Source organism: Solimonas flava DSM 18980, assembly GCF_000426685.1.
GTDB classification, from domain to species: Bacteria; Pseudomonadota; Gammaproteobacteria; order Nevskiales; family Nevskiaceae; genus Solimonas; species Solimonas flava.
In genome coordinates, this window is record NZ_AUFV01000007.1 from 25824 (window position 1) to 40848 (window position 15025).

Annotated in this window: 15 protein-coding genes; 10 read left to right on the forward strand and 5 right to left on the reverse strand. The window is 70.8% G+C overall.

The features are described 5' to 3' along the window. Positions 1-69 precede the first annotated feature (69 nt). The 8 genes from rpsP (at position 70) to K343_RS0107630 (ending at position 6045) form a co-directional block, all read left to right on the forward strand. Positions 70-321, forward strand: a complete 252-nt coding sequence (rpsP, locus tag K343_RS0107595; RefSeq protein WP_028007553.1) for a 30S ribosomal protein S16 — start codon at positions 70-72, stop codon at positions 319-321. Between the two features lie 18 nt (positions 322-339). Then, positions 340-861: a ribosome maturation factor RimM gene (rimM, locus tag K343_RS0107600; RefSeq protein ID WP_051278040.1), complete on the forward strand. Its 522-nt coding sequence runs from the start codon at positions 340-342 to the stop codon at positions 859-861. After that, the gene (trmD, locus tag K343_RS0107605; RefSeq protein ID WP_028007555.1) at positions 861-1595 is read left to right on the forward strand and encodes a tRNA (guanosine(37)-N1)-methyltransferase TrmD; all 735 of its coding nucleotides are present in this window, start codon (positions 861-863) and stop codon (positions 1593-1595) included. The genes rimM and trmD overlap by 1 nt, the downstream gene beginning before the upstream one ends. Positions 1596-1615: 20 nt before the next feature. Continuing rightward, a complete protein-coding gene (gene rplS / locus K343_RS0107610) occupies positions 1616-1969 on the forward strand; it encodes a 50S ribosomal protein L19 (protein ID WP_028007556.1) in 354 nt (117 codons plus the stop codon). 192 nt (positions 1970-2161) lie between these two features. Next, positions 2162-2848, forward strand: a complete 687-nt coding sequence (locus K343_RS21320; protein ID WP_051278041.1) for a CerR family C-terminal domain-containing protein — start codon at positions 2162-2164, stop codon at positions 2846-2848. A 118-nt stretch (positions 2849-2966) separates the two neighbouring features. Beyond that, positions 2967-3959, forward strand: coding sequence for an HlyD family secretion protein (locus tag K343_RS0107620; RefSeq protein ID WP_245585142.1), 993 nt, complete (start codon positions 2967-2969; stop codon positions 3957-3959). Then, the gene (locus tag K343_RS0107625) at positions 3956-4894 is read left to right on the forward strand and encodes an ABC transporter ATP-binding protein (RefSeq protein WP_028007558.1); all 939 of its coding nucleotides are present in this window, start codon (positions 3956-3958) and stop codon (positions 4892-4894) included. Before K343_RS0107620 ends, K343_RS0107625 begins: the two co-directional genes overlap by 4 nt. Further along, positions 4891-6045 carry an ABC transporter permease gene (locus K343_RS0107630; protein ID WP_028007559.1) on the forward strand — a complete coding sequence of 385 codons (1155 nt, stop codon included), beginning with the start codon at positions 4891-4893 and terminating at the stop codon, positions 6043-6045. Before K343_RS0107625 ends, K343_RS0107630 begins: the two co-directional genes overlap by 4 nt. 31 nt (positions 6046-6076) lie before the next feature. Here the strand turns inward: K343_RS0107630 and K343_RS21325 are convergent, their stop codons facing one another. Genes K343_RS21325 through K343_RS0107650 form a run of 4 tightly spaced genes read right to left on the reverse strand, consistent with a single transcriptional unit; the run spans position 6077 to position 9768 of the window. Then, a complete protein-coding gene (locus tag K343_RS21325) occupies positions 6077-7057 on the reverse strand; it encodes a FecR family protein (protein WP_051278042.1) in 981 nt (326 codons plus the stop codon). A gap of 5 nt (positions 7058-7062) precedes the next feature. Continuing rightward, positions 7063-7599, reverse strand: coding sequence for an RNA polymerase sigma factor (locus K343_RS23310; RefSeq protein ID WP_051278043.1), 537 nt, complete (start codon positions 7597-7599; stop codon positions 7063-7065). Positions 7600-7634: 35 nt separating this feature from the next. After that, the gene (locus K343_RS23315) at positions 7635-8531 is read right to left on the reverse strand and encodes an alpha/beta fold hydrolase (protein ID WP_028007560.1); all 897 of its coding nucleotides are present in this window, start codon (positions 8529-8531) and stop codon (positions 7635-7637) included. 7 nt (positions 8532-8538) lie between these two features. Next, positions 8539-9768 carry a metal-dependent hydrolase family protein gene (locus tag K343_RS0107650; protein ID WP_028007561.1) on the reverse strand — a complete coding sequence of 410 codons (1230 nt, stop codon included), beginning with the start codon at positions 9766-9768 and terminating at the stop codon, positions 8539-8541. 201 nt (positions 9769-9969) lie between these two features. On the opposite strand from K343_RS0107650, the gene K343_RS0107655 reads away from it, so the two are divergent. Together K343_RS0107655 and K343_RS24765 are read left to right on the forward strand one after the other, a co-directional pair. Next, positions 9970-12522, forward strand: coding sequence for a TonB-dependent receptor (locus tag K343_RS0107655; RefSeq protein WP_154662478.1), 2553 nt, complete (start codon positions 9970-9972; stop codon positions 12520-12522). Between the two features lie 14 nt (positions 12523-12536). Then, complete coding sequence (locus K343_RS24765) at positions 12537-13886, forward strand: MFS transporter (RefSeq protein ID WP_028007563.1); 1350 nt, start codon at positions 12537-12539, stop codon at positions 13884-13886. A 7-nt stretch (positions 13887-13893) separates the two neighbouring features. Here K343_RS24765 and K343_RS0107665 read toward each other — a convergent pair whose 3' ends face one another. Next, entirely contained in the window at positions 13894-14904 is a 1011-nt protein-coding gene (locus K343_RS0107665; protein WP_028007564.1) for a dipeptide epimerase, read from the reverse strand. Positions 14905-15025 lie beyond the last annotated feature (121 nt).

Genomic DNA, 15025 nt, shown 5'->3' on the forward strand with positions numbered 1-15025 from the left:
CTAAAATACGCGGCCTTTCAGCGGCCTTAGCGGCCTGCTAGGTCGTCTAGAAAACAGGAATTTGCAAGCATGGTTACGATTCGTCTGGCTCGCGCCGGCGCCAAGAAGCGCCCGTTTTACCACGTGGTTGCCACCGAGAAGAGCAGCGCCCGCGACGGCCGCTTCATCGAGCGCCTCGGCCACTACAACCCGAACGCCAAGGGTCAGGAGCAGAAGCTCGTGCTCGACCTGGCCCGCGTCGAACACTGGACCAAGAACGGCGCGCAGCTGTCGGAGCGCGTTGCGTTCCTGGTCAAGACGGCGCCGAAGGCCGCCGCCTAAGCTGTGGAAACGCGCCGGGTGACGCTGGGCCGCGTCGCCGGCGTCTACGGCGTCAAGGGCTGGATCAAGGTGTACTCGGACACCCGGCCGGCCCAGAACATTCTGAAGTACCGCCGCTGGTGGATCGCCCGCGGCGACGGCTTCGAAGCGAAGCTGCTCGCCGGTCAGGTGCATGGCAACAGTCTGGTGGCGCAGATCAGCGACGCCAGCGGCGCACCGATCGAGGATCGCGAGATCGCCGCCGGGCTGATCGGCGCCGAGATCCAGGTCGAGCGCAGCGAGATGCCGAAGCTGCCGGACGGCCAGTATTACTGGGCCGAGCTGATCGGCCTTCGCGTCGAGAACGTTGAAGGACTGCCGCTGGGCACGGTCACCGACATGACCAGCAATGGGCCGCAGGACGTGCTGGTCATCACCGATCGCAGTGGCGACGGCGAGGATGCGACGACGCGGCTGATTCCGTTCGTCAGTCCGCAGATCGTCCGCGAGGTCGATCTGGCCGGCGGTCGCATCGTCTGCGAGTGGCAGCCGGACTGGTGATGAAGGTCGAGGTCATCACGCTGTTCCCGGAATTCGTGGAGCAGGTGACGCGGTTCGGGATGCCCCGGATCGCGGTCGAGCAGGGCCAGCTCGCGCTGTCGACGCGCAATCCGCGCGACTACAGCACGAACAAGTGGCGTCGGGTCGACGCCCGGCCGTACGGCGGCGGGCCCGGCATGGTGATGGAAGCCGAGCCGCTCGCGGCCGCGATCGACGCGGCGCGGGCATCGCTCGGAGCGGCGAAGGTTGTCTACCTGTCGCCGCAGGGCAGCCGCTTCGACCAGCGATGGGCGGAGCGCCTGAGCGCGGAGCCGGGCTTGATCCTGCTCTGCGGGCGGTACGAAGGCCTGGACGAGCGCGTGCTCGAGGCCGAAGTGGATTTTGAACTGTCGCTGGGCGACTTCGTGTTGTCCGGCGGCGAACTGGCGGCGATGGTGGTGGTCGATGCCATTGCCCGCCTGTTGCCCGGCGTGCTGGGCGACGAGCAGTCGGCGGTGAACGACTCGTTCTCCGCGGGGCTTCTGGATCATCCGCACTACACGCGGCCGGAAGTCTGGCGCGATGCCGTGGTCCCGGACGTGCTGTTGTCCGGCGATCATGCGAAAATCGCGCGCTGGCGTCGTCAGCAGGCGCTCGGGCAGACATGGTTGAAGCGGCCCGAGCTGCTCGACGGGCTGGAGCTGGACGAGGATTCAAGGGCGCTGCTGCGGGACTTCATCGCGCAGCAGCGGTAGGCACAACAGAGGTATCAGACATGCGTACGAACAAGATCATTGCCGCGGTTGAAGCGGAACAGATGAACAAGCAGGTTCCGGCTTTCAATCCGGGTGACACGGTCGAGGTCAAGGTCAAGGTCAAGGAAGGCGACCGCGAGCGTCTGCAGTCGTTCGAAGGCGTCGTCATCGCCAAGCGCAACCGTGGCCTGAACTCGGCGTTCACCGTGCGCAAGACCTCGCACGGCGAGGGCGTCGAGCGCGTGTTCCAGACCTACAGCCCGCAGGTCGCGGAGATCAGCGTGAAGCGCCGCGGCGAAGTCCGCCGCGCCAAGCTGTACTACCTGCGCAATCTGTCCGGCAAGGCTGCGCGCATCACCGAGAAGCTCGGCTAAGACGCGCTGTCCGGCCGCGGCGCGGCCGGCACCGGCCGTGATGTCGCCACGGCGGACCTTCAAAGGTCCGCCGTGGCTTTTTGTCGTCCGCGTTTTGGCGAGCGGCGCCGGACCACGCCGCGCCGGCGCTTGACCGGCCCGCGCGCCGAGCGTATTAAAGCGACTGTTTCAAACACTTGTTTGATAAAGTCGATGAATCTTCCGCGTCGCAGCGCCGCCACCCCGAAGAAGACCGCCGCCGGCGGCTCGCCCGAGGCGACGCGCGCCGCGCTGCTGCAGGCGGCGACGGCGGTCTTCGTCGCAGCCGGCTACGAGCAGGCGCGCGTGCGCGATATCGCCGAGCGCGCCGGCGCCAACGTCGCTGCGATCAACTATCACTTCGGCAGCAAGGAAGCGCTGTATCTGGAAGTGCTGCGCCGGCAGGCGAGCGAGCGCATCGAGCGCTATCCGCTGCCCGACCCGGCCAAGGCGGAAACGCCCGAAGCGGCGCTGCACGCCGCGCTGAGCATGCTGCTGAGCCGCTTCCTCGCCGACGACCAGCGCGCCTTCGTGCCGAAGCTGCTGATGCGCGAGCTGCTGGCGCCGAGCGCGGCGCTGCCGGCGATGGTGCAGGATGTCATCGCGCCGCAGTTCCGGCAGCTGTCGGCCGTCGTGGCAGCGCTGCTCGGACCGCGTGCGGACGCCGCCACGATCCAGCGCTGCACGTTCAGCCTCGTCAGCCAGTGCATGTTCTACCTGTTCGCGCGGCCGCTGGTGCAGACACTGGCGCCGCAGACCTATGACGACGGCGCGGTTGCGCGCCTTTCCGCCCATATCGCGCAGTTTTCGCTCGCCGCGCTGCGCGCGCAGCGTGAGGCCCTGGAGCGCGCCGATGCCTAGGGAAGGTCTGAATCACGCCGCCATCGCGAGGCCGCGTAGCGCCCGTGGCGAGCCGCAAACGCCCCTTGCATCGCGCGCCGCCGGATGGCTTCGTCGCTGGCGGCGCTTCGCCATGACGATGGATGAACTTCTTCGGAGGCTCCCCGGATCGTCCGCCGTCGCGGGCCTGCTGTGCCTGCTGTGCCTGCTGTGCCTGCTGGCCGTCGCCGCCTGCTCGGGTGGCGAAGGCGACCGCTACCAGGGCTATGCCGAAGGCGAGTTCGTCTACGTCGCCGCCTCGCAGGCCGGGCGGCTGGAGCGTCTCGAAGTACGACGCGGCGACGCGGTCCGCGCCGGTGCGCCGCTGTTCGCGCTCGAAGCGACGCTGGAGTCGGCCGCGCAGCGCCAGGCGGCGCAGCAGCTGTCTGCGGCGCAGGCGCAGTACGCGGATCTGCTGACCGGCAAGCGTGCCCCCGAGATCGCGGTGCTGCGCGCGCAGCTGGCGCAGGCCATGGCCGCCGACCGCAACGCTGCCGAGCAGTGGCGCCGCGATCAGGCGCTGGCCGGCAGCGGCGCAGTGTCGCTGGCCCAGCTCGACGCCAGCCGCGCCGCCGCCGAGGCCGCCGCCGAGCGCGTGCGCGAACTGCGCGACCAGCTCGCGGTTGCCGCGCTGCCGGGGCGCGAGCAGCAGATCGCCGCGCAGGCGGCGCAGGTCGAGGCGGCGCGCGCGCAGCTGGCGCAGGCGCAGTGGCGGCTCGACGAGAAGACGCTGCGGGCCGGGCAGGACGCGCAGGTCTACGATACGCTGTATCGCGTCGGCGAATGGGTGCCGGCCGGCAGCCCGGTCGTGCGCCTGCTGCCGCCGGGCAACGTCAAGGTCCGCTTCTTCGTGCCGGAGACCACGGTCGGGCGGCTGCATGCCGGTCAGAGCGTGCGCCTGCAGTGCGACGGCTGTGCGCGCGAGGTGGCGGCGACGATTCGCTACGTGGCGGGCGAGGCCGAGTACACGCCGCCGGTGATCTACAGCAACGAGACGCGCGACAAGCTGGTGTTCATGGTCGAGGCCTGGCCGACGCCTGCCGACGCCGGCGTGCTGCATCCGGGCCAGCCGCTGACGGTGACGCTGCCGTGAGCGCCGAGGCGCTGGCGATCGACGTCCAGGGCTTGAACAAGTTCTTCGGCGACAAGCACGTCGTCGCCGATCTCAGCCTGCAGGTGCGGCGCGGCGAGATCTTCGGCTTTCTCGGCCCGAATGGCAGCGGCAAGACCACGTCGATCCGCATGATGTGCGGCCTGCTGACACCGGATTCCGGCAGTGGCCGCTGCCTCGGCTACGACATCCTGCGCGAGTCCGACGCGATCAAGCATCAGGTCGGCTACATGACGCAGCGCTTCTCGTACTGGGAAGACCTGACGATTCGCGAGAATCTCGATTTCGTCGCGCGCCTTTACGAAATGCCAAACCGCCGCGCCGCCGTCGACGAGGCGCTCGAACGGCTCGGTCTCACCTCGCGCGCGCAGCAGCTGACCGGTGCGCTGTCGGGCGGCTGGAAGCAGCGTCTGGCGCTGGCGGCGTGCATGCTGCACCGGCCGCAGCTGCTGCTGCTCGACGAGCCGACCGCCGGCGTCGACCCGACCGCGCGCCGCGACTTCTGGGAGGAGTTGCACGACCTCGCCGCGCAGGGCATTTCGGTGCTCGTCAGCACGCACTACATGGACGAGGCCGAGCGTTGCCACAAGCTCGCCTACATGGCCTACGGCCAGCTGCTGGTGCAGGGTACCGCTGCCGAAGTCGTCGCCGCGCAGCGGCTGACGACCTGGGCCGTGCACGGCGAGCATCTGGGCGAGCTGTCGCAGCGCCTGCGCGAGGCGCCGGGCGTCGAACAGACCGTGGTCTTCGGCAGTGTCCTGCACGTGACCGGCGCCGACGCCGCGACGCTGGAAGCCAGCGTGCGCCGCATCGCCGGCGGCGCCGGTCTGCACGTCGAGACGGTGCCGACCAGCCTGGAGGACGTCTTCATCCACCTGATGAGCCGTGCGACCGACAACTATCAGGACCGGCCATGAAAGCCTGGCTCGCCAACTTCCGCGGCTTCTCCGCGGCGCGCTGGTGGGGGGTCGTTCTCAAGGAGTTCCTGCAGCTGCGCCGCGACCGCGTCACCTTCGCGATGATCGTCGGCATCCCGATCGTGCAGCTGGCGCTGTTCGGCTTCGCGATCAACACCGACCCGCGCCATCTGCCGACGGCGGTGATCAGCGCCGAACAAAGCGAGTTCAGCCGCAGTCTGGTCGCCGCGCTGCGCAACTCGCGCTACTTCGCGATCACCGAGGAACTGCCGGACGAGGCCGCCGGGCGTGAAGCGCTGGCCGAAGGCCGCGTGCAGTTCGTGCTCAGCATTCCGCCGGATTTCAGCAAGCGCCTGCTGCGCGGCGAGAAACCGGCCGTGCTGCTCGAGGCCGACGCCACCGATCCGACCGCGACCGGCATGGCGCTCGGCGCCGCCGAGCAGATCGCCGGCGCCGTCGCCCGCAAAGACCTGCGCGGGCCGCTCGCGGCGCTGGTGCCGGGCGAACCGCCGTTCGAGATCCGCGTGCACCGTCTCTACAACCCGGAGGGCGTGACCCAGTACAACATCATCCCCGGCCTGATGGGCGTGATCCTGACGATGACGCTGGTGATGATGACCGGGCTGGCGATGACGCGCGAACGCGAGCGCGGCACGATGGAAAATCTGCTGGCGACGCCGGTGCGGCCGCTCGAGGTGATCAGCGGCAAGATCGTGCCGTATATCGCGATCGGGCTGGTGCAGTCGACGATCATCCTGCTCGCCGCGCGCTTCGTGTTCGGCGTGCCGTTCTTCGGCAGCATCGTCGCGATCTACGTCGCCGCACTGCTGTTCATCGCCGCCAATCTGACGGTCGGCATCACGCTGTCGTCGCTGGCGATCAATCAGCTGCAGGCGATGCAGATGGCGATTTTCTATTTCATGCCGAACATGCTGCTGTCCGGTTTCATGTTCCCGTTCGCCGGCATGCCGACCTGGGCGCAATGGCTCGCCAGCGCGCTGCCGCTGACGCACTTCAACCGCCTGATCCGCGGCATCATCCTCAAGGGCAACGGCTGGGTCGAGCTGTGGCCGAACATCTGGCCGATCCTGGTCTTTACGGTCATCGTCATGGCGGTCGCCGTGCGCTTCTACCGGCGCACGCTGGACTGAAGGCGCGACCAGTCGTGGCCGCGCCGCGTGCTCAGCCCGCGGCCGGGGCGCGCCGGAACAGCAGGGTCCGGCTGCCGTCGCTGCGATGCTCGATGCCGTAGAGCTCGTGCAGTGCAAACAGCACGCTGTCGGTGTCGCCGATGCGGAACGTGCCGGAAATCGTCAGCTCGGCCAGCGCCGGGTCGTCGAGCACCAGCCGCGTGCGCGTATAGCGGTTGAGCTCGTCGATCGCGTCGTCGAGCCGGCTGTCGTCGAGCACGATCTTGCCGTCGCGCCAGGCGGTCTTGAGGCCGACCCCGGCATCGTTCTCGACCCGCGGCGGCGCCGCCGCCTCGAAGCGCGCGATCTGGCCGGCGCTGATCGATGTCGGCGGCACGACGGCCGCTTCGCGGTGGCCGCCGGCGTCGACGCGCACATGGCCTTGCAGCACCGCCACTTCGAGCGCGCCGTGCCGCTGGCGGACGTCGAAGCGGGTGCCGGTGACGACCACGCGGCGCTCGCCGGAGGCGACCACGAACGGCCGCGACGCATCGTGCGCGACATCGAAGAAGGCCTCGCCGCGCTGCAGCTCGACGCGGCGCTCGGTGCCGTTGAAGCGCAGGCGCAGCCGGGAATCGGTGTTGAGCCAGATCGTCGAACCGTCCGGCAGCGCCAGCATGCGGTTCTGGCCGACCGGCGTGCGGTACACGTCGGCCTGCTGCCAGACCAGCAGCGTCACGGCGAGCACGATGCCGGCAGCTGCCGCAAAGCCGAGCTGCCAGCGCCGCGCGGCCGGCATCGGCAGCGGCCGCTCGGCGAGCTGGCGCAGTTCGCCGCGGATGCGCGGGCTCGCCGCCAGGCCGGGGGCCAGGCCGGACACCGCCTGCAGGCGCAGGACGAGCGGACGCTGCTCCGGGTGCGCGGCGAGCCAGGCTTCGAAGGCCGCGAAATCGGCGGCCGTCGCCGTGTTCGAGCGCAGGCGCGCGATCCATTCCGGAGCGCTGCGCGGGGTTCTGTGGAAGAAGGAGCGCATGGCGGCTAGGGATCGGCGAGAAAGGGTTGCAGGCGATCGGCGCAGTGGCTCAGGGCGCGCGCCATTTCGCGCTCCACGGTGCGCGTCGTCACGCCCAGGCGGCGGGCGATCTCCGGATAGCTGAGATGCTCGAGGTGATGCAGCAGGAAGACCCGCCGCGTCGACGGCCGCAGGCCGTAGAGCGCCGCTTCGAGTTCGCGCAGACCCTGGTCCCAGTGCGCGGCCATGGCGGCGTCGGGGCTGTCGTCTTCGATGCCTTCGTCGCCGAGCGGCTCGTGCGTGTCGCTGTGACGTACCGCGTTGCGGCGGTGGCGGTCGCGCGCCACGTTCAGAGCCGTGGTGAACAGATAGCCGTGCGTCTCGCCGCGCAGCGTACCGCGCTGCTCCTGGCGCCAGATCTTCAGGAAGGTTTCCTGGATGCACTCGTCGATTTCGTCGCCGCTCTGCAGATAGCGGCGCAGGAAACGCCCGAGGTCGCGCGCGTGCGCGACGAACCAGGTTTCGACGATCGACTTGCCCTGCAGGGGTTCGTTCCCGGTCACGGGGAGGTCCGGCGAGTGTAGGGCAAGGCCGCTTTTCACGGCGCCAGCGTGTCGACGAACGCGAGGATCTGCCCGGCCAGCGCCGTCGCCGCCTCGCGACCGGTGAGGAGCGTGCCGTGCGTGGCGGCGTCGATCACCACTTGCCGGCCGTTCGCCGCCCGCGCCGCCGTCTCGCGGTGATGGCGCAGCGACGGATGCGCGTCGGCCGCCGGTGCGCGGCGGCGGCCGCGCTGGCTGGCACTGATCACGCGCAGCGGCAGCTGCGCGGGAAACGGCAGTGCGGCGAGCTCGGCCTGGATCGCCGGAATCGCGCGCAACTCGCGAATGAAGCCGGCGAGATGGCGCGGGTCGGCGATCGCCGCAAGCGCTTCGCGCCGGGCCTCGTCCGGCAGTCCGGCGACCAGCGCGGCGAACGGATGAAAGCGCCGCAGCAGGCCGGTACGGGCCAGGCCGCGCAGCACCTGCAGCAGCGGAATCAGCACCGGCAGCAGGCGTCGGTTGGCGCGGTCGAGCAGGTGCGCGTCGAGCGGCGTCGGATCGACCAGCACGAGGCCGGCCGCGCGCTTCGGGTGGGTCGCGGCGTAGTGCAGCGCGTAGAGCGCGCCGAGCGAATGGCCGACGAAGACGCAGGGGCGATCGATGCCGAGCGCGTCGAGCAGGGCGTCGAGGCGGGCGCCGACGGCGGCGGCGCTGACCGTGTCGGTCGCCCCGCTGGCGCCGAGTCCGGCGCGGTCATAGCGGATCGTCAGCGTGCGCGCGGCGAGCGGCGGCTGGACCCAGGCCCACCAGGCGCCGATCGCGCCGCCGCCGGCTTCGAGGACGATCGGCGGCAGGGCGCCGCGCGTGCCCTCGACGTGGACGTGCAGCGGCACGCCGTCGCAGTGCACCAAGCTTTCCGGCGGCGGGACGGCGGATTGGCGGTCGGAGGGCATGGCGGGCTCAGATCTGCCGCTTGTGGAAGCGGCCGGCCTTCATGATCATGGCCAGCGCGCCGCCGGCGGCGAGCGCTGCCGGATCGCGCAGCGGATCGCCGTCGACCACCAGCAGGTCGGCATGGGCGCCCGGCGCGATGCAGCCGAGGCGTCCCGGCTGCTGCAGCAGCGCGGCGTTGACGCTGCAGGCCGAGCGCAGGACGTTGAGCGGACTTTGCACCTGGCGGCGCAGCTGGAATTCGAGTTCGGTGTGCCGGTGCAGCGGGCCGATCAGGTCGGTGCCGAAGCCGATGTGCACGCCGGCCTGCTGCATGTGGTCGAGGCCGGTGAGGGCGTGTTCGGCGATGCGCGCGAGCTTGTCGAGGCTGGCCGACGGCAGGCCGAGCGCCGCGCCCTGCGCCTGCAGCGCCGCGCTGACGGCCAGCGTCGGCACGCAATAGCTGCCGTGCGCGGCGGCCAGCGCCGCGGTGTCCGCGTCGATCAGCGTCGCGTGCTCGATCGAGCGCACGCCGAGTTCGATCGCGCGGCGGATCGCGGCCAGCGGATGGCAGTGCGCGGCGACGTAGGCGCCGGCGCGCGCCGCCTCCTCGACGGCGACGCGGATTTCATCGTCCGCGTACTGGCAGCGATCGATCGGATCGGTCGGCGAGGTGACGCCGCCCGAGCTCATCAGCTTGATGTGGTGGGCGCCGCGGCGCAGTTCCTCGCGCACCGCCAGGCGCACCGCCTGCGGCCCGTCGACCACCGCCATGCCGAAGCTGCCGTGCGCGGCGCAGCCGCAGGCGGCGCCGTCCTCGTCGGCGCTGCGGAAATCGCCGTGGCCGCCGGTCTGCGACAGCACGCGCCCGCCGTAGAAGAAGCGCGGCGCATCGAGCAGGCCGTCGGCGATCGCCTGCGCCAGGCTGCGGTCGCCGCCGCCGACGTCGCGCACGGTGGTGAAGCCGCGGTCGAGCGCGTGGCGCAGGAAGCGGCTCGCGTAGTGCGCCGCGTAGCCGGCGCCGAGCCGCGCGTCGCGCGCGACGTCGAAGCTGGCCGCGTAGACGTGCACGTGCGCGTCGATCAGGCCGGGCATCAGCGTGCGGCCGCCGCAATCGATCACCTCCGCATCGCCGGCGCGCAGTGCGCCCGTCGACACCTCCTGGATCAGCCCGTCGGCGACGCGCACGGCACAGCCTTCGGCGCAATCGCCGCTGTGGCCGTCGAAGATCCGCGCGTTGCGGAACAGGATGCCCGTCATGTCTTGCCGCCCGAGTCGCTGCACTACCGATGGATACGCACGCGGGCGTGCCGACCCGACAGCTGTCGGGAAAGGCGCGGCCGGCGCGTAGACATCTGCAGCAGCGCCGTCATGCATCATCACCGGGGGGGACTCTCGATGCGCCCGCAGTCCATTGCCGTTTCGCGTCCTGCCGTCCGGCCGTTGTGGCCGGCCGGCCTGTTGTGTGTCCTCGCGATCCTTGCCGGCCTGCCGCGGCCGGCGGTCGCGCAGGCCTCGTCGTCCGCCGCCCTCGCGCAGGAGGCGCAGTTCGATCTCGACATTCCGGCCGGCAGCCTGGTCGCCGCGCTCGACGCCCTGCGCAGCCAGACCGGCGCGGCGATCGTGTATTCGCCACAGCAGCTCGCGCAGCAGAGCACGCCGGCGCTCGGCGGCCGCTACTCTGTCGCCGCCGCGCTCGGTCGTCTGCTCGACGGGACGCACTTCGTCTTCAGCGACGACGGCCGCGGCACGTTCGTCGTCAGGCCGGGCACTGCCGCATCGCCGCCGGCCGCGCCGCTGCGCAGCAGCGGCATCGAGGAGATCGTCGTCACCGCGCAGAAGCGCGAGGAGAAGGCCAAGGACGTCGCCGGCTCGCTGACCGCCCTGTCCGGCCAGGCGCTCGACAAGCTCGGCGCCAAGACGATCGGCGACTACGCCGCCTACGTGCCCGGCATGGGCTTCAACAGCGGCCAGGCGGGCCTCGGCCAGATCACGCTGCGCGGCGTCACGACCGGCGTGCAGCAATCGAGCGCGACGGTCGGCACCTATGTCGACGACACACCGTTCACGCCGTTCAGCCGCACCGCCAGCGGCACGACGCTGGTGCCTGACGTCGACACCTTCGACGTGCAGCGCGTCGAGGTGCTGCGCGGGCCGCAGGGCACGCTGTACGGCGCCGGCGCGATGGGCGGCCTGCTCAAGTACGTGACTACACCGCCGAGCTTCGCCGGCTGGCGCGGACGCGCGGAACTGGAGCCCGGCCGCACGGTCAACGCCGACGGCTGGAACTTCGGCGGCAAGGCCATGCTCAACGCGCCGCTCGGCGATGATCTGGCGCTGCGCGCCAGCGGCTTCAGCCGTCGCGACGCCGGCTTCATCGACGACGTCGGCACCGGCGCGGACGGCGTCAACCACAGCCGCTCGGACGGCGGACGTCTGGGCCTGCGCTTCGCGCCCGGCGAGCGTCTCGACGTGCGCCTGACCGCGCTGCTGCAGCGCAACGCCGCCGGCAGCGGCACCAGCGTCGACGTCGACCCCGATACGCTGCGGCCGCTGTACGGCGATCTGCAGCAGTCGCGGCAGATGCCGGAGCGCACGACGATGCGCTTCCAGGTCTACAACCTCGCGCTCAACTGGGATCTGGACTGGGCCAGCTTCGTGTCGTCGACGAGCTACGCCGACACCTCGGTCGACGCGCTCGTCGACTACTCGCAGAGCTACGGCTCGACCATCGCCCTGCTGTCGGCGCTGTACCTGCATCCGGTCGCGCAGTCGCCGCTGGTGTCGGCGTCGGCGGACGTCGGCGCGCGCAAGCTGACCCAGGAATTCCGCCTGACGTCGCCGAACAACCGCTCGCTGGAATGGATCGTCGGCGCCTTCTACACGCGCGAGACCACCGATACCGCGCAGGACATCCGCGCCTGGCTGCCGGACGAGAACGCCTTGCTGAAGCTGGCGCCGCAGATGGAGCGTCCGCTGGTGCTGTCGGTGCCGTCGCGCTACCGCGAGTACGCCGGCTTCGGCAGCATCGACTGGTATTTCACCGAGCGCATCGACCTGACGCTCGGCGCACGCTGGAGCGCCAACCGACAGTCGGCGACGCAGAACGCCTCCGGCGCGCTGTGGGACCTGACCTCGCTGCTCGCCGACGCCAGCTCGGTCGATCTCGCCGCGATCCTGGCCGCGCTGCAGGATGCGGGCGCGACCACGACCACGACCACGCACTCGTCCTCGTCGGACAACACCGCGACCTACCGCATCGCGCCGCGCTGGCGCGTGACGGACGACGTGACGCTGTACGCCGCCGCCGCCAACGGCTACCGCCCCGGTGGTCCGAACATGCAGCTCAGCCCGTCGGTGCCGGAATCGTTCGGGCCCGACTCGCTGTGGAGCTACGAGGCCGGCGTCAAGACGCAGCTGTTCGAGCGCCGGGTGTCGTTCGATCTGGCCGGCTTCTACATCGACTGGAACGACATCCAGCTCGGTTCGACGGCCGACGGCTTCTCCTACCTCGCCAACGGCGGCGCGGCGTCGAGCCGCGGCGCGGAGATGAACTTCGCGTGGCGCGTGTGGCCGAGCCTGGTGGTCGGCGTCAACGGCGCCTACACGCGTGCGCGGCTCGACGCCGATGCGCCCGACGTCGGCGGCCGTCGCGGCGACGCGCTGCCGACGGTGCCGAAGTGGAGCTATTCGATCGTCGTCGACCAGCTGCTGCCGCTGTTCGACGACTGGATGGCGAATTTCGGTGCCAGCTATCGCTATCTCGGCGCGCGCAACAGCAGCTTCGAGGCCAGCGGGAACAAGCCCAACGTCGTGATGCCTTCGTACCAGACGCTCAATTTGCGTGCCGGCCTGCTCAACGACGTCTGGGGCCTGACGCTGTTCGCCAACAACGTCTTCGACGAGCGCGGCATCGTCACCGTCGACACCAGCTTCGTGCCCGACGGCGGCGCGGCGCGCGCCAACGTCATCGTGCCGCGCACGATCGGCTTGCGCCTGTCGGCGCAGTTCTGAGCGGCGCCATTTCCATGCAAGCCTCTCAGGCCGGGCCCGGCGCGGGTCCGGCGCCGGCGCTCAGCGTCTGGCGCAAGCTCGGCTTCGGCACCGGCGCGGCCGGCATCGGCATCGGCAACGCGCCGATCAGTCTGCTGCTGCTCTTCTATCTGACCGAGATCGCCGGCCTGCCGCCGGGTCTGGCCGGCGTCGTCGTCGGTCTGCCGAAGATCTGGGACATCGTCATCGACCCTCTGCTCGGCGGCGCCGTCGACCGCCTCAGTCGCCGCCGCGGCCGCCGTGCGCCGCTGGCCTTCGTCTCGGCGCTGGCCTACGTGGTGGCGCTGTACGGCCTGTTCGCGATCCCGGACGGCCTGTCGCAGGGGGCGGTGATGGCGCTGGCGATCGCGCTGCTGATCGTCTCGTCGGTCGCGCACACTGCGTTCATGGTGCTCAAGCTGGCGCTCAGCGACGACATGAGCCCCGAGCCGCGCGCACGCACGGCGCTGCTCGCCTATTCGGGCGTGCTGTCGATGCTGCTGACGCTGGTGGCGACGGCGCTGGTGCCGTTCCTCGTCAAATGGGGCGGCGACGGGCGCGAGGGCTACGCGCGCATGGCGCTGGTGATCGCCGCCGCCGGCGCGGCGACCTTCTTCGTCTTCCTGCTGTCGACGCACCGCTATCCGGCATTGCAGCCGTACCGGAGCGGGGGCGAGCCGGCGCTGTGGCGCTCGATCCGCATGACGCTCGGCAACCGCCCGTTCTTCTGGCTGATCGGCTTCCTGATCTGTCTGGGCGTATCGAGCGGCCTGCTCAGCGCCTTCGTGCCGTACATCAACCAGTACGTGCTGCGCGGCGGCACGGCGAGCCTGTCGGTGCTCGGCTCGATCGTGCTGATCAGCACCCTGATCGCGATGCCATTCGTCACGCTGCTGGCGCGCCGCATCGGCAACACCGCGACCCTGCGTCTCAGCAACTGGATCTTCCTGGCCTCGTTCCCGCTGCTGTGGCTGGCCTCGTACGGGCCGCTGTGGGCGAGCTGGGCGGCGGTCGGCGTGTTCGGTCTCGGCGCCGGCGGCATGGCGGTGCTGCTGCAGTCCACCGTCATCGACCTCGCCAAGGCGGTGCTGCCCGGCGGCGTGGTCGTTTCGCTCGGCATCTACCTCGGCATCCTGATGGCGGCGCAGAAGCTCGGCCAGTCGGCCGGCAGCGCCGGCGCCGGCTTCGTGCTCGAACTGATCGGCTTCGTGCCGGGCCAGGCCGCGCAGAGCGACGTCACGCTGTCGGTGCTGCGCCTCGGCTACACGCTGCTGCCGTTCCTGCTCAGCCTGCTCGGCACGGTCTGCATCCGCCGCGTGCGCGTCACCGCGGAGCCGGCGGCCTAGCAGGATCTCAGGCGGCCAGCCCCCAGCCGCCGGCCTCGACCAGCGCGCCGCCGGCGTAACGCGTCGCCGGCTCGCGGTCGCGGCGCAGGAACAGCGGGCCGTCGAGATCGACCCAGTCGCAGAACTGCGCGAGCACGAAGGCCGGCGCGATCGACAGCGAGGTGCCGCCCATGCAGCCGACCATCACGCCGAGCCCGCGCGTCCGCGCCGCGGCGACGATCGCCAGTGCCTCGCTGAGACCGCCGGTCTTGTCGAGCTTCAGGTTGACGGCCTGGTAGAGCGCGGCGACGCGGTCCAGATCGGCGAGGCCCTGCAGCGATTCGTCGGCGGCGAACGGAATCGGCGAGCGGATCGAACCCAGCGCGTCGTCGCGGCCGGCCGGCAGCGGCTGCTCGATCAGCGCCACAGCGCAGCGCTGCAGCGTCGGCAGCAGCGCGCACAGATGATCCGGCGTCCAGCCCTGGTTGGCGTCGACGGTGAGCGTCGCGTCGGCGCGCGCCGCGCGTACCGCCGCGACCCGCGCTGCATCGAGCGCGCTGCCGTCGAGCTTGAGCTTGAGCAGGCCGAAGTCCGACAGCGCCGCGGCCTGCTGCGCCATCGTCTCCGGCGCGTCGACGCCGAGCGTCACCGTGGTCGGCCGCGCGCGCAGCGCGGCGAGGCCGAGACGCGTCGCCACCGCCACGCCGCTGCGCTGCGCTTCGAGATCCCACAGCGCGCAGTCGAGCGCGTTGCGCGCGCCGCCGCAGGGCAGCAGGCGTCGCGCGCCGTCGCGGTCGAGGCCGGCCTCGATTTCGTCGCGCACCGTTTCGAGTTGCGCGCGCAGGGTGTCGACGCTCTCGCCGCGGTAGTGCACGCCCAGCGCCTCGCCGCGGCCGCAGTGCGCGCCCTGGCGCAAGGTGACGACCACCACCGGCGAGCCGTCGACGACGCCGTTGCTGAGCCGGACCGGCTGCCGGAAATCCCATTGCTCGATGGCGAGGTCGAGCTGCAGAGGGGCGTGTGACGGGGAGGTGTTCATCGTGCTCGCGCGGTTTCGGAAAAGGGCTTTCTGCTGAAGCTCTACGCGCTGTCGGTCGCCGCCCCGACAGCTCGCCTGTCGGGATCGCGACCGGTGGCGCGTAGAGAAGGGACACGGGCAC